At 71.5% G+C, this 20733-nt stretch carries 16 protein-coding genes; 9 read left to right on the top strand and 7 right to left on the bottom strand.

Translation table 11 applies throughout. The features are described from left to right. Positions 1-229: 229 nt before the first annotated feature. Positions 230-955, bottom strand: coding sequence for a GntR family transcriptional regulator (locus tag ACRX5S_RS35825; protein ID WP_436777443.1), 726 nt, complete (start codon positions 953-955; stop codon positions 230-232). A gap of 403 nt (positions 956-1358) precedes the next feature. Here ACRX5S_RS35825 and ACRX5S_RS35820 point away from each other — a divergent pair, with 403 nt between their 5' ends. Further along, positions 1359-3455 (top strand): acyl-CoA dehydrogenase family protein, encoded by a 2097-nt coding sequence (locus ACRX5S_RS35820; protein ID WP_436777406.1) that lies wholly within the window; start codon positions 1359-1361, stop codon positions 3453-3455. A 25-nt stretch (positions 3456-3480) separates the two neighbouring features. Here ACRX5S_RS35820 and ACRX5S_RS35815 read toward each other — a convergent pair whose 3' ends face one another. Both ACRX5S_RS35815 and ACRX5S_RS35810 read right to left on the bottom strand, forming a co-directional pair. After that, entirely contained in the window at positions 3481-4632 is a 1152-nt protein-coding gene (locus tag ACRX5S_RS35815; RefSeq protein ID WP_436777405.1) for an acyl-CoA dehydrogenase family protein, read from the bottom strand. Positions 4633-4634: 2 nt separating this feature from the next. Next, positions 4635-5663: an acyl-CoA dehydrogenase family protein gene (locus ACRX5S_RS35810; protein ID WP_436777404.1), complete on the bottom strand. Its 1029-nt coding sequence runs from the start codon at positions 5661-5663 to the stop codon at positions 4635-4637. Between the two features lie 160 nt (positions 5664-5823). Between ACRX5S_RS35810 and ACRX5S_RS35805 the strand changes: the two genes are divergently transcribed. The 7 genes from ACRX5S_RS35805 (at position 5824) to ACRX5S_RS35775 (ending at position 15309) form a co-directional block, all read left to right on the top strand. Beyond that, entirely contained in the window at positions 5824-6624 is an 801-nt protein-coding gene (locus tag ACRX5S_RS35805; protein ID WP_436777403.1) for a TauD/TfdA dioxygenase family protein, read from the top strand. Positions 6625-6662: 38 nt separating this feature from the next. Next, the gene (locus ACRX5S_RS35800) at positions 6663-7895 is read left to right on the top strand and encodes an amidohydrolase family protein (protein ID WP_436777402.1); all 1233 of its coding nucleotides are present in this window, start codon (positions 6663-6665) and stop codon (positions 7893-7895) included. A 222-nt stretch (positions 7896-8117) separates the two neighbouring features. Next, complete coding sequence (locus tag ACRX5S_RS35795) at positions 8118-9746, top strand: thiamine pyrophosphate-binding protein (protein WP_436777401.1); 1629 nt, start codon at positions 8118-8120, stop codon at positions 9744-9746. A gap of 29 nt (positions 9747-9775) precedes the next feature. Beyond that, positions 9776-11290, top strand: a complete 1515-nt coding sequence (locus ACRX5S_RS35790; RefSeq protein WP_436777400.1) for an aldehyde dehydrogenase family protein — start codon at positions 9776-9778, stop codon at positions 11288-11290. A gap of 49 nt (positions 11291-11339) precedes the next feature. Beyond that, positions 11340-12983 carry an AMP-binding protein gene (locus ACRX5S_RS35785; RefSeq protein WP_436777399.1) on the top strand — a complete coding sequence of 548 codons (1644 nt, stop codon included), beginning with the start codon at positions 11340-11342 and terminating at the stop codon, positions 12981-12983. Further along, complete coding sequence (locus tag ACRX5S_RS35780) at positions 12980-14215, top strand: CaiB/BaiF CoA transferase family protein (protein ID WP_436777398.1); 1236 nt, start codon at positions 12980-12982, stop codon at positions 14213-14215. The genes ACRX5S_RS35785 and ACRX5S_RS35780 overlap by 4 nt, the downstream gene beginning before the upstream one ends. 14 nt (positions 14216-14229) lie before the next feature. Further along, positions 14230-15309: an Ldh family oxidoreductase gene (locus ACRX5S_RS35775; protein WP_436777397.1), complete on the top strand. Its 1080-nt coding sequence runs from the start codon at positions 14230-14232 to the stop codon at positions 15307-15309. A 97-nt stretch (positions 15310-15406) separates the two neighbouring features. Here the strand turns inward: ACRX5S_RS35775 and ACRX5S_RS35770 are convergent, their stop codons facing one another. The 4 genes from ACRX5S_RS35770 to ACRX5S_RS35755 are packed head-to-tail and all read right to left on the bottom strand — an operon-like array spanning position 15407 to position 19084. Then, positions 15407-16243 carry an enoyl-CoA hydratase/isomerase family protein gene (locus ACRX5S_RS35770; RefSeq protein ID WP_436777396.1) on the bottom strand — a complete coding sequence of 279 codons (837 nt, stop codon included), beginning with the start codon at positions 16241-16243 and terminating at the stop codon, positions 15407-15409. A gap of 9 nt (positions 16244-16252) precedes the next feature. Beyond that, the gene (locus ACRX5S_RS35765; protein ID WP_436777395.1) at positions 16253-16699 is read right to left on the bottom strand and encodes a Zn-ribbon domain-containing OB-fold protein; all 447 of its coding nucleotides are present in this window, start codon (positions 16697-16699) and stop codon (positions 16253-16255) included. After that, the gene (locus tag ACRX5S_RS35760) at positions 16696-17901 is read right to left on the bottom strand and encodes a thiolase family protein (protein ID WP_436777394.1); all 1206 of its coding nucleotides are present in this window, start codon (positions 17899-17901) and stop codon (positions 16696-16698) included. The genes ACRX5S_RS35765 and ACRX5S_RS35760 overlap by 4 nt, the downstream gene beginning before the upstream one ends. Then, positions 17894-19084 (bottom strand): CaiB/BaiF CoA transferase family protein, encoded by a 1191-nt coding sequence (locus tag ACRX5S_RS35755; RefSeq protein ID WP_436777393.1) that lies wholly within the window; start codon positions 19082-19084, stop codon positions 17894-17896. Before ACRX5S_RS35755 ends, ACRX5S_RS35760 begins: the two co-directional genes overlap by 8 nt. Positions 19085-19467: 383 nt before the next feature. Between ACRX5S_RS35755 and ACRX5S_RS35750 the strand changes: the two genes are divergently transcribed. Then, complete coding sequence (locus tag ACRX5S_RS35750) at positions 19468-20673, top strand: amidohydrolase family protein (RefSeq protein WP_436777392.1); 1206 nt, start codon at positions 19468-19470, stop codon at positions 20671-20673. The last annotated feature ends 60 nt before the right edge of the window (positions 20674-20733 follow it).

Raw genomic sequence — 20733 nt, 5'->3', positions numbered from 1 at the left:
TGACGTCGGCCGCGCGCCGCCAGTTCCGCGCTCCCCGGCGCCGCGGATTCTCACTTGCGATTGCACCGGGTGAATGCGCGCTTCTCTTGCGCGCCGACGTGTTGTGGTTCCGCGCGAAATCACCTTCGCGCGGACGTGCGATCTTTATGACCCGGGCCCGAGATCGCCGAGAACCCGATGCCGAGAGGTTGACCCGGGCATTCGGGGAAGGTCTCGACGAGGCCGGAGGTCAGGCGAGCAGGCCCCGGGACTCCACCAGCGCGACGACGTTGTCGGCCTGGGCGGTCAGCATTGCCACGAGTTCGGCTTCGGCCGCCTCGCTGTCGCGGACTCCGACGGACTTGGTCACGCTGCGGAGAGCGCGTTTCTGGATGCGCATGACGCCGGGAACCTCCGCGAAGAAGTTTCCCGGTACCAGGTTCGTCGTGAAGATCCGGGCCATGGAAGCCAGGCGGCGCGACCGGGTCATGGTGACCAGTTGACGCAGGTACTGGTTGTTGAGGTGGAAGAAGTCGTCCGCGTCCGTGGCGGCTTGGAGGTCGCGGTGGATGCTCCGCAGCCTCTCGATGTCCTCGTCGGTGCCGCGTTCGGTGGCGCGGCGCACCACGAATCCGTACAGCCGCCCGAGCATGCCGTAGTGGTCGCGGACGGAGTACTCGTCCAGCCCGTTGGCGAAGGCGCCGCGGTGCGGTTCGAGGGTGACCCAGCCCTCGCGGTCGAGGGCGATGACGGCCTCACGGACCGGCACGCGGCTGACGCGCAGCTCGGCGGCGATCTCGTCCTGGGGGATACGCTCGCCCGTCGCCAGTTTCCGGTCGAAAATCATCCGCCGGATGTACTCGGCTACCTGCTGGGCACTGGTCGGCCGCGACAAACCTTCGGAGTTCACCACGAGGGACCCCGAGACTGTTCCGTTTGAACGCGTATTGATGGCGAACTCCCACGGCGACGGCATGTGGACGGCCACGTACGAACATATTCTAGCCGAGCTCGCCCGGCCCCTTGGCGGGGGTGGTTATGTGCACCACATCGCCATGAGGCTTTTTGTTTCAGCGACCTCGGCCAACGCGGCCGCGAATGGATCATGCGGGTTGTTTGGACAACCTTGTTCTCTTGTACTTTATACGACCCCGGAACCGGATGAACGCCCGCGCCCTGCGGGTGGGCTATGGCATGCCTACCTCCGTCGCGGGTGGCGCTCCGCGGCGGCCATGGGCACTGCGGGCACGGTAACGATAGAAGCATACTTTATATATGATGTTCTCCTGTAGACTCCGCACGACGCGGCTGTCGGAAGTCCGGGCGACCATGGGCCGGACGCGGCGGACCCGCCCCGGCCTCGCGAAGGAGCCCGTCACGTGAGCGATCAACCGCACGAATGGCATCGCGCCCCGCTCGGCCTCGACAGTGCGGAGGGGTATCGCGCGGAGGTGTGCGCCTGGCTCACCGCGGCGATGCCCGGTGCCCCCGCTGATCCCCGTGACCGCACCGGTTTCGCCGAGGAGTTCGAGCGCGCCCTGCTGGCCGACGCCGGCAGGCGCGGCCTGCTGCGACCGGACATCGCCCCGGAGTGCGCGGCGGTGTTCGCGTACGAAGTGGCCTACCACGACGCGCCGCTCGTCGACACCGGAGTCGTCCTCGCGGCGGCACCTCTCCGGCAGTTCGGATCGGCGGACCGACAGGCGGAGCTGCTGCCCGGCATGACCGAAGGCACCGATACATGGTGCATCGCTTACACCGAGGCGGACGCGGGGAACGACCTCATGGCCCGCATCACAACCTCCGCCGTCCCCGATGGTGAGGGCTGGCGGCTCGACGGAGCCAAGTGCCTCGTCACCGGGGGCGCCAAGGCGGACCGGTGCCTGACGATCGCCCGCACGGGAGTCGACGCGTGCGGCCGAGCCGAACTCACGATGTTCACCCTCCCGATGGACACCCGGGGTGTGCGGGTCCGGCGGCGGCCCACCATCGCCGGCTACACACTCGACGAGATCCATTTCGAGGATGTACGCCTGGGACCGGAGGCCGTCGTGGGCACGGTCGGGCAGGGTCGGCGGCAACTGGCGGCGGCCGTACAGGCGGAACACGGGGCCTTGTTCCACGCCGGGTGGGTCGACCGCATGCTGCACGAGTTCGCCGCATGGTGCCGTGACGCCGGTGCCGGTGTCGGTGCCCTCGCCGCGGACACCCTCGGCGCGCTGTGGGCGCGCGGTGCCGCCGCGCGCGAGGTCGCGCTGCGGCCGGTCCGCGAGCCGGCCGCCCCGATGGCTCCGGCCATGGCCAAGGTCATGCTGACCGAACTGCTTCAGGAGATCGCCCACCGCGTCACCGAGTTGGCCGGGCCGGCGGGCGCCAGGCTGGGGTCGGTCGCCGGCCCCGCGATCGCGGGAGCACCGTGGGGAGGGCGGTTCGCGTACGAGTGCCTGTTCCGCGTCGACGGGCCGGTGAGCGTCGGCGCCAACGAACTGCACCGCGACGGCGTCGCCCGGTGGGCGCTCGCCGACCCGGCTGCGGCGATCCTCTCGGGCGCCGCGATGCCCGAGGAGCAGGACCCTCCGGCGCCGGCGGTGATCGTCAAATCCCTGTGGAAGGACGGACTTTCGGTCGTCGAGGTGCGGCGCCTGTTGGCGGTCGCCGAGGCCCGTGCCGCCGCCGGAAAGCCCAGCGTCGTGCCCTTGGTGTTGGGCCGCTTGCTGTGCGGTGCCGACGACGGCCGGACGTACGTGGGCTGCGACGGCGGGCCGGAGGTGGCACCGGGTCCCGTGATCGTCGGCGGGCGCGTGGAGGGCCGGGTCCCGGGCGTCCCGGCGCCCGTCCTCTACGGCGATCCCTCGGGCCTGCGGCTCGTGGTCGTGGCGGCGGGGCCGTCGGGGCCGGAAGTGGTCCTGGTCGACGCGACGGCCGAAGGGGTCCGTCACGAACCCGTGCCGGGCATCGGGCCGCACCCGTCCGGAGACCTCGTCCTGGCCGCGGCGGCCGACGGCACGCCGATCGACCCCGCCACGGTGGAGCGGGCCCGGCGCCTCGCGTCCCTCGTGGTCGCGGCCGAGGCCACCGGCGCCGCCCGCGCCGCGCTCGGGGCGACCCTCGGCCGCGTGGCCGGCAGGCGGGCCTACGGAGGAGTGCTGTCGGACCTGCAAGCCGTACGCCAGCGCCTCGCCGACATGGTCATCGACCTGCATTCCGCACACGCCGTCCTGGCGGCGGCCGCGCACGATGTCGGAGCGGCGAACGTCCACGCGGCCAAGGCGCATGTGGACGACGTCGCCTGTCGGACCGCCATGTCCGCGCACCGGCTGTGCGGGGGCTGGGGCTACCTGCAACAGGAGGGCGGCCCGGGCGACGCGTACCGCACGGCCAAGGCGTCGACGTTCCTCATGGGCGGAACGCACTGGCACCGCGCGCGCCTTGCTGCCGAGGTGCTCGGTCCCGCCGGACGACCCGGTGTCGGCTGAACGATCCGCAGCTGTGCGCCCCCCGTCAGCGCGCCCGGGGCAGTTTCAGGCCGCGCTCGGCGATGAGGTTGCGCAGCACTTCGCTGGTGCCCCCGGCGGTGGTGAAGATCGGCGCCACGCGGTAGGCGTGTTCGATCTCCCGGTCGTGTCGGAGCCCCTCGGAGCCGAAGGCGTCGACAATCGCGTCGGCCGCGCGCCCGTATGCCTCGGTGGCGAAGAGCTTGCACTCCGCCCCCTCCTGGGCGGGGAGCCGGTCCGTGCCCGCGGCCCACGCGACCCGGGCGCCGAGCAGTTCGGCGACCTCCATGTCGACGGCGACCCGCGCCAGGCGCTCGCGCACTTCCGGGCGGTCGATCAGATACTCCCCGGAGATGCTCCGCACCGTACGCGCCTTGGCGACCGCGAGGTCGTGGAGGGCCGCGATGTCGCTGATCCCTCCGGCCACTCCGCGCTCGAACGACAGGGCGACCAGCATGACGTCCCAGCCGCCGTTCACCTCGCCCACGCGGTAGGCGTCCGGTACGCGCACGTCGTCGTAGTAGGTGATGTTGGTGCGCTTTCCGCTGAGCGTGCGCAGCTCCTGGACCTCGACACCGGGAGACGTCATGTCGACCAGGAAGAAGGTGAGCCCGCGGTGTTTGGCCGCCTCGGTGTCGGTGCGCGCGAGCAGCAGTGCCCACCGCGCCTCCTCGGCGAGGCTGGTGAACATCTTCTGTCCGTTGACCACCCATCCGTCGCCGTCGGTCGCCCGGATCGCACGGGTCGCGGCGGCCGCGACGTCGGAGCCGGAGCCCGGTTCCGAATAGCCGAGGCACGCAATGGCACGACCGGTCAGGAGATCGGCCATCACTGTCTCCTTCTGCGTGGCGGTCCCGGTGTGGCCGAGGATGTACGAGACCAGCATGGCGTTGCTGATGCCGTCGTACGGTGCCGACGCGAGCTCCAACTCGCGGAAGAGCGCAGCAAGTTGCTCGGGGCTGCGCCCGGTGCCGCCGAGCGGGACGGGGAGGGCTCCGGCCAGCCAGCCGCGTTCCGCTACCGCACGGTGCAGCCCCCAGTCGTGGTTCGTGCCGGTCCGCCCGACGTGCTCGCGCAGCTCGGCGGTCAAGTGCTCGGCGAGCACCCGGCGTACCTCCTCGCGGAACTCGCCGGTCGCCGGGTCCTCCGTGAAGTCCATCGTCACTGTCCTTTCGCGGGGCCGTACAGGACGTCGGCGAGTCGGCGGTACTCCGCGGCGGGGTCGCCGGCCACGAGCGGCCAGCCCTTCGCCCGGCGGTAGTACATCTGGATGTCGTGCTCCTCCATGACGCCGTAGCCGCCGTGGTAGTGGATGGCCTTGGACGTCACCATGCGGGCGGTTTCGGCCGCGAACAGGAACGCGGTACGGGCGAGCCGTCCCGCGTCGCCGTGTCCGTTGTCCGACGACCACGCTGCGCGTGCCGTGAGGAGCCGGGCTCCCGCGATCCGGCCGGGCATTTCCGCGAGACCGTGTTGGAGCGCCTGGAACGACCCGATGGGCCGTCCGAACTGCCGCCGGTCGCACACGTACTCGACCGTGCGGGCGAGTGCCTCGTCGGCGAGTCCGACCAGCGCGGCGGCGGTGAGCAGCCGCCAGTCGTCGACGGCCGCGGCGAACAGCGCGTGCGCCCGTGCGTCGTCGGCGACCAGCACGCCCGGAGTGTCGGCCGGTGCGAACCGGTGCTCGGCCAGGGGGAGTGACGCGAGGTTGGGCACGGCCGGGGGCGGGGTGTCGTTCGGTATCAGCAGGAGATGTGCGCGCTCGGCGTCCAGCACCAGGACCTGCCCGGCCACCGAACCGGCGGGCACCAGCACCGGACCATGCCCGACGGGACGCAGTGCCAGGGTGATCGGGGCAGGCTCGGCCGCAAGGACGGCAAGCGGTCCGGGTTCGCCCGCGTGGGCCACCGCGCGCGTTGCGGCGGTGTGTTCGGCGAGCGGTACGGGAGCGACGCGTCGTCCCGCCTCCTCGGCGATGACGACGCAGTGCCCCAGGGCCGCGTCGGCGCCGCCGACCTCGTCGGGGAGTCCCAGGTCCGTGGCCCCGGCCGCCTTCAGCACCTCCCAGAGCCCGGGCGAGAAGCCGGTCGGCTCCGTGGCCCTGACCGCCGCGGAGGACGACTCGCGGGCGAAGAGTTCCGCGAAGGCACGTCGCAGGGCTTCCTGTTCGTCGTCGAGCGTGAGCTGCATCCGAACTCCGTCCTCCTCGGACCGGCGCGCCGGCCCTGCCGGTGCCGGGAACGAGCCGCGGTTTACCTCGCATGGGTGGCGCCGAGAGTGGCATGTAGAATATACAATATGTAGATCAGTGCGAGAGTCGCCGAGGGCGGCCCAACGTTCAGGAGGACGTGTGTCGGCAACGGTGAACCTGAAGGTCGAGCGCCTCTCGTCGGCCCTCGGCGCGCTGGTCACGGGGGTGGACCTGGCGTCGGGGGTCGACGGCGCGGTGGTCGACCGCCTGCGGGCGCTCTTCCTCGAACACCAGGTGCTGTGCATCCGGGGCCAGGCGTCGATGTCGCCGCAGGACCAGCTCGATTTCGCGGCCGAATGGGGCGAGGTGTCGGTGCACCCCTATGTTCCGAGCATCGAGGGCTATCCGGGGCTGATGAAGATCTACGACCCCAACCCCGTGACGCAGCGCTGGCACGCGGACACCACCCACGCCGCCTGCCCGCCCGCGCTGAGCATGCTCCTGGCGCGAACGCTGCCGCCGATCGGCGGTGACACCATGTGGTCCAGCGCGTACCTGGCCTACGAGAACCTCGGGCCGGGGCTGCGGGCCACGCTCGACGGACTGCGCGCGGTGCACAAGGGCACCGAACTGGCCGGCGCGGCGGGCCTGGACACGGGTGCCGTCACGCAGACGCACCCGGTGGTCCGGACGCATCCGGTCACCGGCCGCAAGGCGCTGTTCGTGAACGGCGACTACACGGAGCGGTTCGACGGCTGGTCGGTCGAGGAGAGCGCGCCGCTGCTCGAATACCTGTACGCGCAGGTGGCGCGGTCGGAGTACGTCTACCGCCACCGCTGGCAGGTCGGCGACCTCGTCATCTGGGACAACCGCTGCACCCAGCACGCGGTCGTCGGCGACACGGGCGGCGCCGAGCGCGTCCTGCACCGGGTCACCATCGCCGGCGACCGCCCCGCCTGATGTCCGTCCGGAGAGCCGAGAAGCGAGGGAGGGCCCTGATGTCCAGCGATACCGGTCCGGTCGAACCGTCCGGAGCCCCCGGCCGAATTCCCCTGATCATCGACGTCGACGCCCATGTCGTCGAGCCGCCCGACGTGTGGACGAGCCGTCTGCCGGCCCGCTACCGGGACATCGGGCCGCGTATCCGCTACCTGCCCGCGGGCACCCCGAAGCTCGACGGCGGCGGCTACATCGAGGAGCCGGGGACCGAAGGTCCGGACGTCGCCTGGTGGTTCTACGAGGACCACAAGTACTCGGTCAAGAGGCTCATAGCCGCCGCCGGGTATCCCGCCGACGAGATCAGCCTGGACGGAGTGACCTTCGACCAGATGCGGCCGGGGTGCTGGAAGCCGCAGGACCGGCTGGCCGACATGGACCTCAACGGCGTCGAGGCCCAACTGTCCTACCCCAACTACCCGCGCTTCTGCGGTCAGGTCTTCCTCTGGGGCAAGGACCGCGAGCTGGCGCTGCTGTGCGTCCGCGCCTACAACGACTGGATGGTCGAGGACTGGTGCGGCGGGTCCGGCGGGCGGCTGGTACCGCTGTGCCTGGTCCCGTTGTGGGACGCCGAGCTCGCCGCGGCAGAGGTCCGGCGCAACGCCGCCCGGGGCGTGCGCGCCGTCGCCTTCTCCGAGTTGCCGACGTACCTGGGCCTGCCCAGCATCCACAGCGGGTACTGGGATCCGTTCTTCCGGGCCTGCGAGGAGACCGGGACGGTGGTGTGCATGCACATCGGCTCGGGCACCAAGACCCCGCAGGCGTCGCCGGACGCCCCCGACGCGGTGGCCGCGACGATCATCTTCGGGAACTCCGTCGCGAGCATGACGGACTTCCTGCTCTCCGGGGTTCTGCACCGCTTCCCGGGCGTCAAGCTGCTGTACGCCGAGGCGCAGATCGGCTGGCTGCCGTACCTCCTGGAGCGCGTGGACGACGTCTGGGACACGCACCGCGGGTGGAGCAACTCGCAATCGGCGTGCCCCGAGCTGCCGTCGACGTACTACCACCGGCAGGTCCACTCCTGCTTCTTCAAGGACCGGGCCGGCGTCGAGATGCTGCACCGCATCGGGGTGGACAACGTCATGTTCGAGACGGACTACCCGCACCAGGACGGTACTTGGCCCCACTCGGTCAAGGCCGCGGAGGAGCAGTTCGGGCACCTGGACGACGAGTCGATCCGCAAGATCGCCCGGGGCAACGCCATCAAACTGTTCCAACTGCCCTTCGCGCCCTGAGCGGAAATCCTCAGGTGCACGACCCTTAGACCCGGAAGCCTCAGGTCCGGAAGCCTCGGATCCGGAACCGAAGATCCGGAACCGAATATCTGGAAACCAGAAGATCTGGAAACCGAAGATCCGATAGCCGGAGGACCCGACGCTCTGGCATAGGTACTTTATACAATGTATAGTCCGGACGGTTTCGGCCGGGCGGGTCGCGTCGAAGTGAGGCTCAGAACCATGGCAGAACAGATGTCCGCCGAAGGGGGCGCTGACACGGGTCACTGGACGGGCGGTCACGCACTGGCCCGCCAACTCGTGGCAGAAGGCGTCGACACCGTTTTCGGGCTGCCCGGCGACCAGTTGATGGCGGCCCTCGACGCCTTCGTCGACTCGCCCGAGCTGCGCTACATCGTCACGCGGCACGAGCAGGCCACCACCTACATGGCCGACGGCTACGCGCGGGCGTCCGGGCGTCCCGGCGTCGCCATGGTGGTGCCGGGCGTCGGGGTGTACAACGCCGCCACCGGGCTCGCGACGGCGTACGCCTGCTCCTCGCAGGTGCTGCTGATCGCCGGACAGGTCAACCGGCACGGGATAGGCAAGGACCTGGGCCTCCTGCACGACGTGCACGACCAGCTCGACGTCGTCCGGCCGATCACCAAGTGGGCGGAGCGGGTGATACACCCGGACGGGATCGCGCCGGCCGTCCACGAGGCGTTCGAGCGCATGCACACCGGACGCCCGCGGCCCACCGAGATCGAGATACCCCCGGAGGCGTTCGCGGAGCCGACCGACGCGCTCACCCTCCCGGCGGCGAATCCCCCGCGGAGCAGTGCCCCGCAGGACCGGCTCGAACAGGCGGCGGCACTGCTCGCCGGTTCCTCGGCCCCGCTTGTCGTGGCAGGCGGAGGCGTGGTCCTCGGGGACGCGTCCGCTGCCCTCACCGAGGTCGTGGATCTGCTCCAGGCGCTCGTGGTCACCACCCGAGAGGGCAAGGGGGCCATCGACGACCGGCACCCCCTGTCCGTCGGCACGATGTGGGTCAACCCGCGCATGCGGCCCGTCCTCGACGCGGCCGACGTCGTCCTCGCGGTCGGAACCCGCTTCCAGGGCATGGGCCTTCGCCCGGACCAGAAGCTGGTCCACCTCGACGTCGACGCCGAGCAGATCGGACGCAACCACCCCGCGGACGTCGCGGTCGCCGGAGACGCGGCGCTCTCCCTGGCCGCCCTCGCCGACCTGCTGCGCGGCCGCGGCAACCGTGCCTCGCGGGCCGACGAGGGACGGGCCGCGCGGGCCAAGGCCGAACGGGAACTCGCCGCGATAGGCCCACAATGGGAGATGGTGAGGGCACTGCGGCAGGGCATACCCGACGACGGAGTACTCGTGTGCGACACCACGTCGGTGGCGTACATGTGCCACATGGCGTACCCGGTCTACGCGCCACGCACCTACCTGTCGACCTCGTACATGGGCACCCTCGGCTTCGGCTACCCGGCGGCCCTCGGGGTCAAGGTCGCGCGGCCGGACGTGCCCGTGGTCACGGTCACCGGCGACGGGGGCTTCCTGTTCGCGTCGAACGAGCTGGCCACGGCAGTGCAGCACGGCATCCACACGGTGACCGTCGTGTTCGACGACAGCGCGTACGGCAACTCCAACCGCGACCAGCGCGACCGCTTCGGAGGCCGCGAATACGGCACCGTCCTGCGCAACCCCGACTGGTCCGCACTCGCCCGCGCCTTCGGCGCCGAGGCCGAGGTGGTCGACGACATCACGAACCTCGCAGAGGTCCTGGCGCGGGCGTGCGCCGCCGAGTGCTCGACCGTCGTCTCCGTCCCGATGCAGCGCCTGCCCTCGCCGTTCTGAGCGTCCCCGGAGACCAAGGAGCCACCACGATGACCACGACGGACCCGGATGTCCTCGTCCCCGTGGACGCGCAGCGGCACCAGACCGCGGCGGCCGAGTTCCTGCCCCGGATGACCGTCCTGATCGGGGCGGAGGAGCACGAGCACGGCAGCGAGGGCGACTTCGACCACGTCAATGCCGCCACCGGACGGGTCCAGGCGCGCGTGCCGCTGGCCGGCGCCGCCGAGGTCGACCGCGCGGTGCACGCGGCACGCGCCGCGTACCCGGTGTGGCGCGGCCTGCGGCCGGACGAGCGGCGCAACGCCCTGCTGCGCCTCGCCGCGCTGATCCGCCGACGGACGGAGTCGATCGCGCAGGTGCTGACTCTGGAGTGCGGTACGCCGATCTCGGGGGCGCGGGCCATGCCGGGCCGGGCCGCCGACTACCTGGAGTACTACGCGGGGCTGGCCGACAAGCTGGAGGGCCGGGTCGTACCGATCTTCCCCGAGCGGGCGTTCGACTACACGCTGCCGGAGCCGTACGGCGTCATCGGCATGATCTCCACCTGGAACGGCGGCATTTCGTCGGTCGCCCGCAAAGCCGGTGCCGCCCTCGCGGCCGGCAACACCGTCGTCGTCAAGCCGATGGAACTGGCCCCGTTCAGCACGCTGGTCTTCGGCCGGCTCGCCCTGGAGGCCGGACTCCCCGAAGGCGCCGTCAACATCGTCCCGGGCGGAGTCGCGGCAGGGGAGGCCCTGGTCGCGCACCCCGGAGTGGACAAGCTGAGCTTCACGGGTGGCATCGGCGCGGCCCGCGCGATCCTGGCCGGCGCCGCCCGCAACATCACCCCTGTCGTGCTCGAACTCGGCGGCAAGTCCGGCAACTTGGTCTTCCCGGACGCGGACCTCGACGCCGCGGGCCTCTTCGCGGGCGGCGTCTGCATGCGCAACAGCGGCCAGGGCTGTGTCATGCCAACGCGCCTGCTGGTGCACGAGGACGTGCACGACGAGGTCGTGGACCGGGCCGTCCGGGCGATCGGTGCGATGCCGCTGGGCGATCCGCTCGATCCCCGCACCCAGATCGGGCCCGTGGTCAGCCGCCCGCACGCCCAACGCATCCTGGGTCTCATCCGGGATGCGGAGGAGGAGGGAGCGGGCCGTCGCATCCTCGGGGGAGGGCCCGTCGGCGGCGACGGTCTGAGCGGCGGGCACTTCGTGGCGCCGACGGTGTTCGACGACGTCGCCCCCCGATCGGCCATCGCGCAGACCGAGGTCTTCGGGCCGGTCCTGACCGTCACCACCTTCCGTGACGAGGCAGAGGCCGTCGCGCTCGCCAACGACACTCCCTACGGCCTCGCGGGGTACGTCCACACCCGCGACCTCCAACGGGCCCACCGTGTCGCCGCCGCCCTGGACGCGGGATACGTGTCCGTGAACGGCTTCGCCGCCCTCCCCGCCGCCGCGCCCTTCGGGGGATTCCGGGACAGCGGCTACGGCAAGGAGGGCGGCCGCGAGGGCATCGCCGAGTTCGTGCGCTCGAAGAACGTCTACGTCCCGATCGGCTGAGTCGCCGCCGTGCCGCCGACGACCGCCGCCAACAGATCCGGAGGTGCCCGTGCTCCGTCCCGACCAGGACCCGCCGACCGCGGAGCGGAAGGCCGACTCGGGCGGGCTCGTGGACCGTGCCGAGCTGGCCCCGAACGCCCTGCGCCGCTGGGCGCGGGAGACACCGGAGTCGGTCTTCCTCGAACACCGCGACGGCCGCCGGATCACCTATCGCGACGCCGAGCGCGACGTACTGACATGGGCGGCCGCCCTGGGGCAGGCCGGGATCCGGCGCGGTGAGCACGTCGCGTACCTGCTCTCCGACCCGCTCGACGCGGCGCGCGTGTGGCTCGCCTGCGGTGTCGGCGGGCACGTGTGCGTGCCGGTCAACACGGCGTACTTCGGGCGGATGCTCGCGCACGTCCTCGGGAACTCCGACAGCGTCGCCGTCGTCGTATCCGCGGACCTGGCCGACCGGGTCCTCCCGCTCCTGCCCGAACTGCCCGAGGTGCGTCTCGTCGTCGTGGCCGACGGGGAGGCGCCGGCGGCGGGGACCTCCGAGGTGACCGTGGTCGGTGCGGCGTCCCTCTTCGCCGGCATCGGGGAGGCGCCCGAGTTCCCCGGACCCGAACCGCACGAACTCGCCTCGGTCATCTACACATCGGGGACCACCGGACCGTCCAAGGGGGTCCTGACGCCGTGGGCGGCCATGGCGGGGCACTGGGGCTGGGTGCCCGAGGACACGATCGCCTGCGGTGAAGGGCTGTTCGCCCCCCTGCCGCTCTTCCACGTCTCCGGGCTCGGGGCACTGCAATACGCCACCGCGCGAGGCGCCCGCTTCGTCACCCGGGACCGCTTCAGCGGAACGGAGTTCTGGGACGACGTGCGGGCCGCAGGCGCCGTCGCCGCCGGAATCGCCGGGCCGATGACGGCGATCCTCGCCGCCCGGCCGCCGTCCCCGGACGACGCCGACACCCCGCTGCGCGGCCTGATCCTGGGACCGATGATCCCGGAGACGGAGGCCTTCGAGAAGCGGTTCGGCGTACGCGTGGCCACCTGCTACGGCATGAGCGAGGTCCCCGCGGTGATCGCCACCGGCTGGGACCACGGCCCATGGCAGACCAGCGGAACGATCCGCCCCGGACCACTGGGCGCCGAGGCGCGCGTCGTCGACGAGAACGACATGCCGCTGCCGTGCGGCGAAGTCGGGGAGCTGGTGCTGCGCACCGCGGCGCCGTGGACCCTCAACGTCGGTTACCACAACAATCCCGAGGCCACGGTCGCGGCCTGGCGCAACGGCTGGTTCCACACCGGGGACGCCTTCCGGCAGGACGAGGAGGGCCGCTTCTACTTCGTGGACCGCATGAAGGACGCCATCCGCCGCCGCGGCGAGAACATCTCGTCGTTCGAGGTCGAGAACTTCGTCCTGGAGCACCCGTCGGTCGGCGAATGCGCCGCCTTCGCCGTCCCGGCGGCGCTGGGCGGCGACGAGGTGATGATCGCCGTCGTGCCCGGCGAGGGGCACACCGTGGATCCCGAGGCACTGACCGAATTCCTGACCGGCCGCATGCCGGGGTACATGGTGCCGCGCTACATCGACGTCGTAGCCGAACTCCCGCGCAACACCACGTCGTTGCGGCTCCAGAAGCACGTTCTGCGCGAACGCGGGGTCGGCGGGGCAACCTGGGACCGTGAGGGCGGAGGGCGGAAGTGACAGCACGCCGAGCGCCGTTGGACGGTCTGCGCGTCGTGGAAAGCTCCATCCTCGGCCCGGCCGCGGTCACCACGCATCTCGCGGACCTGGGAGCCGAGGTCATCAAGGTCGAACCGCCTTCAGGCGACTACGTGCGCGGCATGGCCTGGCCGATCGTCGACGGCGTCGCGCTCATGCACTGGCACCTCAACCGCGGCAAGCGCAGCGTGGTCCTGGACCTGCGCACCGTCGAAGGCGCGGACGCCTTCCGCGCGCTGGCCGCCAAGGCCGACGTGGTCGTCGAGGCCATGCGCCCCGGCGGACTCGCCCGCCGCGGCCTCGGATACGCCGACCTGAGCGCCGTCAACCCGCGGCTCGTCTTCGCGACGGTCAGCGGCTTCGGCGAGACCGGCCCGCTCAGGGACCTGCCCAGTCACGGCATCGCCTTCGACAGTTGGTCGGGTGTCGTGGCCCCGTCCGTCGACGAGAACGGGCACGCGTACATCCCCGACCACACCTCCATCGGCATCCACGCCGGGCCGCTGTTCGGCGCGTTCGGCATCCTTGCGGCGGTGCTCCGCGCCCGCGCGACCGGAGAGGGGTCGCGGCTGGAGGTCGCGCAGTCCGACGCGGCGGCCGCCTTCGACTGGCTCCGCATCGAGGGATACCGGGCGTACGAACGCCCCGAGGACGAGGTCACCGGCAACCCCGCCGACGGCGGCCGCCGCCGGGCGCCCGGGACCGGCGGCATGGCCGAGGGAGTCCGGTACCAGATGTACGCCACGGCGGACGGGCACGTGCTTCTGATGGCCTCCGAGGACGCGTTCTGGCACAACTTCTGCGCGGCCTCCGGCCGGATGGACCTCTACCGGGAGGGAGGCGCCCGCATCGCCGACCACGCCGTCGGCGACACGAAGTTGCGCGACGCCCTGACCGTACTGTTCAGATCGCGGACCACCGCCGCATGGGTCCGCCTCGGCGCGGCGCACGAGGTGCCGATCGCGCCGGTGAACACGCCGCGGACCATCGTGGACGACCCGCAGTTCGCCGCGCGCATGCCGTGGATGCCGGCCGAACGCATGGGCACCGACCTCATGCCGAGCCCGGTCCGCTTCCCCGACGAGCAGATCCCGCAACCGACGCGCGCCCCCGAACTGGGCGGCGACACCGAGCGGGTGCTGCGCGAGGTCGCCGGATACAGCGACGAGCAAATACGTGCCGTGGTCGCGGGACGCCCCGCGGCGCGCCCTTGAGCGAAGGAGCACCGATGCCGGATTCCAGGACCGAAGCGGGCGAGCCGACACCGGTGGACGCCGGTCACCTGCGCAAGGTGCTCGCCGGAATCCTCGAAGCCCTCGGCACGTCCTCCGCGGACGCCGCGACCGTGGCGGAACTGCTCGTCGAGGCCGACCTGCGCGGCGTGGACTCGCACGGCGCCCATTTGACGGGACTGTACGTCTCCCGCCTCCGGGCCGGACAGATCGTCCCCACCGCACGCCCCCGGATCCTCGACGACCAAGGGTCGACGCTGCTCCTGGACGGCGGGCTGGGATTCGGACAGATCGCCGGACTTGAGGCCGCGCGCCTGCTGGTCGAGCGGTCGGCGGAACACGGCGTCGCCGTCGTCGCCGTCCGCGAGAGCACCCACCTGGGAGCCCTCGCCGCATACACGGAACGCGTCGCCCGCGCGGGCCGGATCTGCCTGTGCTTCCAGAACGGTCCGACCATTGTCCCGCCCTTCGGCGGGGTCACCCAGATGTTCTCCACCAATCCGCTCTCGTACGCCGTGCCCGCGGGCGAGGAACCCCCGGTCGTGTACGACGTGGCCACCACCGCAGTTGCGGGCAACAAGCTCCTGCTGGCGAAGAAGCGGGGCGACACGAGGATTCCCGACGGATGGGCCAACGACGCGCGCGGGCTTCCGACCACGGATCCCCAGGCCGCGTCGGTCCACCACCTCCAGTGGTTCGGCGGTCACAAGGGATACGGCCTGGCCCTGCTCGTCGAACTGCTGGGCGGCGTGCTGGCCGGCAGCAGTTTCGGCCGCACCGAGCACACCGCGTCCTCGGCCCACGGCCGCGACAGGGTCGCGAAGGGCTTCGTCTTCATCGCCGTCGACCCGGCGCGCTTCATGCCGCCGGCCGAGTTCACCGCGCGTGTGGACACCCTCGTCCGTGACCTCCGCTCCGGTGAGACGGCAGAGGGAGTCGACCGCGTGCTCGTACCGGGCGAGTTGGAGCACGAGCGCCGTCGGGCCCGGGAGGTGTCCGGCATCCCGCTGCCGAACGCGCTGCGGGACGAGATCAACGGCCACGCCGCGGAACTCGGGGTCTCCGGCCTCGGGTGACCCTCGGCCGCCGACCCCCTGCGGGAAGGTGGGGAGGGCAGGGGCGGCCGGCCTCCGAGGCCGCCGGGGGTCCCTGCCCTTCCGTTCGTTCCGCGGGTCACGCCTGCCCGTCCGGCGCCTTCCGGTCGCCGAAGACGGGCGGGCGGCGTTCGAGGAAGGCACGGACGGCCTCGCGGTGGTCCGCGGTCTCGAAGGTGATGGCCTCCATGGCCAGCGACGTGTCGATGAGGCGGTTCACCCGGTCGACCAGGTCGGCGTTGGCGAGGCGCTTGTTGAACTGGACGGCCACCTTGGGACCGGCCGCCAGCCGGGCCGCCAGGGCTCCGGCCCGCTCACGTACCTCCGCGCGCGGCGCGGTGTGGTTGACGAGGTTGTGGCCGAGGGCCTCCGAGGCCGTCATCAGATCCCCGGTCATCAGGTACTCCTTGCCGCGGTTGACGCCGAGCAGGAGCGGCCACAGGATCGCGCCGCCGTCGCCCGCGACCAGGCCGGCGTTCACGTGCGGGTCCCCGATGCGGGCGTCGTCCGCGAGGAAGGTCACGTCGCAGAACAGCGCCATGGTGGCCCCCAGCCCCAGCGCGTCACCGTTGATCGCGGCCACGACGGGCTGGGGCACGGCCAACTGGGCGCGGACGATGGCCGCGGAACCGTTCATGAGCTCCGGATTGCCGTCCGGATAGCCGGCCTCCAGCTTCACGTCCATGCCCGCGAAGTCCGCGCCGACGCAGAACGCCTTCTCCCCGGCGCCGGTCAGCACGACGGCGTCGACGTCGGAGTCCGCCGCGATCCGCGTGAACAGCGGCAGGAACTCGGCGTGCATCTCGGGACTGATCGCATTCCGCCGCTCGGGGCGGTCCAGCGTCACCCACAGGACGCCGTCCGCACCCAACTCGGTGCGGATGTACGTGAGTCCGTAGCGGTCTCCTGAGGCCATGGTGCTCCTTCACTCGGTCGGTCGCGGTCGGAACCGCGGGATCACGGTCGCCGGGTCCAGGTTCGTGAAGACCACCTCGACCGGGAGGCCGACGCGCACTCGCTCGGGCGGGCAGTCGACCAGGTCGGTGTGGAAGAACGGGCCTTCGTCGAGTTCGACGACGGACACGACGTAGGGTACGCGGGCGGCGAGGTGCGGTGCGTACGCGCGGTGGAAGACCGTCCAGGTGTGCACCGTTCCGTGCCCGGAGGCCGGGACCCAGGCCATGGCCGACGTCCCGTGCTCGATGCACGTCGAGGCCGGCCAGTACGCCCGGCGGCACTCGCCGCAGACGTGCAGCAGGAACTCGCCGCGTACGCAGCCCTCCCAGAACCGTTCGTCGAGGTCGTCGCGGACGACGTCGCGCGGACCGGGCGCGGTCGGCGGGTCGGTCGGCGGGTCGGTCGGCGTGTTCATCGGTCCGCCCCCAGGAGCATCGTGGCGTGCGCCCAGGTGTTCTGGATTCCGCCGTTGCCGCCGTGGCCGCTGACGAGGGCGACCTGCGCGTCGGGCACCTGGGTGGCGCCGCCTTCGCCGCGCAACTGCACCAGGCCTTCGGCGAGTGCGGTGAAGCCGGTGGCGTAGTAGCCGGACAGTTGCCCGCCTCCGGTGTTGGTGGGAACGACGCCGGTCAGGCGGGTCGCCCCGGACGCCACGAACGGCCCGCCCTCGCCCGGCGCGCAGAAGCCGTACGCCTCCAACTGCATGAGCGGTGAAATGGTGAACGGGTCGTACAGCGCCGCCACGTCGACGTCTTCGACGCCCAGGCCGGCCTGGCCGAAGGCGGTCGCCTTGGCGGGGGCGATGTCGTCGTGCAGGTCGTAGACGTCGCCCGTCCACCAGTTGCGCATGTTGTGGCCGGACCCGAACCCGAGGATCCGCGGCGCAGGTCGACGCAGATCACGCGCCCGGTCCGCCGAGGTGACCAGCAGGACCACCCCGCCGTCGGTGTCGCGGCAGCAGTCGAGCATGCGGAACGGGTCGACGACCATCGGGGACGCGCGGTGGTCGTCGAGCGTGATGGGCTGCCCGAAGCCGAGGGTGCCGGGACGCTTCGCGGCGTACTCGCGCTGGACGACGGCCACGGCGCCCAGATGGTCGGCGGTGGTCCCGTACCTGTGCATGTGCCGGCGCGCGTGCAGGGCGTGGGCCGCCGCGGCGCCGTGGAGTCCGTACATCGACGGATAGCCGTACGCGAAGCCGCCGTAGCCTCCGACGGTTCCGTCCACCCGCCGGCTGCCTTCGGACGTCGGGGCGGTTCCGTAGACGCACGCCACCGCGGTCGCCTGGCCCGTGGTGATCGCGCCCACGGCGTTGATGACCGACCAGATCGCCGTGGCGCCGCCGGACTGCATGGTCCAGGCGAAGCCGGGGGAGAGGCCGAGGTAGCGGATGTCGTCGAAGGGGTCGCCGGAGGTCCCGATGTAGCCGTCGATGTCGGCACGCGCAAGGCCGCTGTCGTGCAGTGCGGCGTCCAGCGCCCGCCGCCGCAACTCCCGTGGGGCCACGCCGAGTCGTCTGCCCTGCTCGCTGAGCCCGAGACCGGCGATGCAGAAGCGGCCCGAGATGTCGGCGGCCCCGCGACGGTCTGCGCGGGTGACGGCGTCGTGGCTAGCCAACACCTCCCTCCGCCCTGACGGATGCGATGCGTTCGTCGGAGTAGCCCAGTTCGCGCAGCACACTGTCGGTGTGCTCGCCCACCGCGGGGGCGGTGCCGCGGGGTCCCGCGGGAGTGCGGTCGAAGTCGACGGGGGTGTTGACGAACACGGCGCTCCCTCCTTCCGGGTGCGGGACCTCGGCGAGCGCGCCGGACGCCTGGAGCAGGGGATCCTCCAGCACCTCCGGCACGGTGTTGACCGGCTGGTACCAGACGTCGTGGGCGTCGAACTCCTTGAGCCACATGTGCCGTTCGCGGGTCGCGAACAGGGCGTCCAGCTCCGCGATCAGAACGCGGGCGTTCTCGTGCCGGGCCGCTGACGTGGCGAAGCGCGGATCGTCGAGCCACTCGGGGCGCCCGACGGCTCTGGCGAGCGGGGGCCAGTGCCGGGCGCGCTCAAGGCCGGTGAGCCAGAACCACCGGTCGTCGGCGCACCGGTAGCAGTTGACCGTGGGGCTGGCCATGGCCTCCCGGCGTGCGGTGGCCATGGGGGCGCCGAAGCCGATCGCGAGGCTGAAGTCGGAGGACAGCGTGTAGACGCCCCAGCGGAACAGCGACTGGGAGACCAACTGCCCGCTGCCGGTGCGGACGCGTGCCAGCAGGGCCGCCGCGACGCCGCCGGCGAGCGCGGCCGCCGCCGTCCGGTCGCCCATCGCGCCGCGTTGGAACGGCGGTGTGCTGCCGGGAACCGCCAGGGAGGCCGCCAGTCCGGCCCTCGACCAGTAGGCGCCGATGTCGTAGCCCGGTCTGTCGCGTTCGGGCCCCTCGGTCCCGTAACCCGTCATCAGCGCGTACACCAGGCGCGGGTGCCGGTCGTGCAGCGTCGCGTAGTCCAGGCCGAGCCGCTCCAGGGCCCGCATCCGCATGTTGGTGACGAGGACGTCGGCGCCGGCGATCAGTTCGTCGGCCACCGCACGCCCCTCGGGCGACTTCAGGTCGAGGGCGATCGAGCGCTTGCCCCGGTTGGTCACGTCGAACGTCGGATTGAAGGGGAGGGCGTCACCGCCGGCGCTCGCCACGCCCTCAAGCCCGCGCTGGGGGTCGCCGCCGGGCGGCTCGACCTTGACGACGTCGGCGCCCCAGTCCGCGAGGACCGCGGCCGTGGCGGGCCCGGCCACCCAGATCCCGAACTCGACGACACGCACGCCGTGCAGGGGGCCCCTGGAAGGCAGGCGACCCTCCTCGGAGGGCTCGCCGCGCGCATTGCTGCCGACAGACATGTCACCTCACCAATCACGCGCCGTGGACGGCGGAGTTCATCGGAGTCGGGCGCCGAGCGGCTTCATGTATATCCCGTACGTACTATATATAATACGCTCAGGTTGTCATCGTGTGGAGACTTCTGCGGGGCGGGTGGTCGGGTTCCCTGGGGTCGAGGCGTGCGCTGCTACTGCGGCGATGGAGGTCGAGGCCACCGGGCCGGCGGCGGGGCGGCCGCCAAGCCGACGCGGAATCCGGAGGCAAGATCTGTTGCTCGCGCCCGCATCCTTGTACTTTATACATTACGAAATAGGTGTGAGGAGCGCTCATGGCCCAGGGTGAGAGCCCCCGTCTGGACTGGCTGATCTCCGTGGACGACCACGTCCTGGAGCCGCCGGGCGTGTGGCAGGACCGGATCCCGGCGAAGCTGCGCGACCGTGCACCGCGCCTGGTGACCACCGGCGATCGCGAGTACTGGGAGTACGACGGCAAGCAGGTCGAGAGCTCGGGGCTGTCCGCGGCGGCCGGCCGCAGCAAGGAGCAGTTCAGTCCGAAGCCCCTGACCTATGCGGAGATGCGACCCGGGTGCTACGACGCGGTGGCGCGTGTGGCGGACATGGACCAGGCGGGCATCCTGGCCTCCCTGTGCTTTCCGTCCTTCACCCGCTTCTGCGGCCAGGTGTTCTGGGAGGCGGACGACAAGGACCTCGCGCTGCTGTGCGTGCGGGCGTACAACGACTGGATGATCGAGGAATGGTGCGGCGCCGCGCCCGGCCGCTACATTCCGATGACCCTGATCCCGCTGTGGGACCCGCACGAGGCCGCGCGGGAGATGGAGCGCTGCGCGGGCATGGGCTCCCGGGCCTTCGCCCTCTCCGAGAACCCCGAGCCGCTCGGCCTGCCGACCGTCCACGACGCGAGCGGCTATTGGGACCCGGTGATGCGGGCGGCCGACGACACGGGAATGGTCGTCTGCATGCACGTCGGCTCGTCGTCGACGATGCCGCAGATATCGTCCGGGTCGTCCGTGCTGGCCAACATGTCGTGGGGCGGCATCCGCCCGGCGGGGGCGATGCTGGAGTGGCTGTTCAGCCCCTACCTCCAGGAACTGCCCAACCTGCGCATCGCGTTGTCCGAAGGCGGCGTCGGCTGGATGCCGTACTTCCTGGAGCGCGCCGAACAGATCGTGGACAAGCAGCGTCACTGGGCATCCGCCGGCGAAGGCGTCGAGCTGTACGGCAAGGTCGTCAGCGAGTCGCGCGCGATCGACCTGCACAACCTCGACCTGCGGGCGACGTTCCGCGACCACATCTTCGGGTGCTTCATCGAGGACAACCACGCGATGCGCAGCCTTGCCGAGATCGGCGAGGACAACGTGATGGTCGAGACCGACTACCCGCACAGCGACTCCACCTGGCCGAATTCGATCAAGGTCGCCCGCGACCAGATGGCCCACCTCCCGGAGTCCACGCAGTACAAGCTCCTGCGCGGCAACGCCGAGCGGCTCTTCCGGTTCCAACCGGCGGATCGCTGAAGGACGCCGCAGTTCCGGCCACGTCGCCGCGTCGGGAGGCACGGTCCGTGCCGCACACCC

This window comes from Yinghuangia sp. YIM S09857 (genome assembly GCF_051388915.1).
Lineage (GTDB): Bacteria > Actinomycetota > Actinomycetes > Streptomycetales > Streptomycetaceae > Yinghuangia.
The sequence above is the reverse complement of the archived record's forward strand: the minus strand, read 5'-3'. Positions and strand labels throughout refer to the sequence as shown.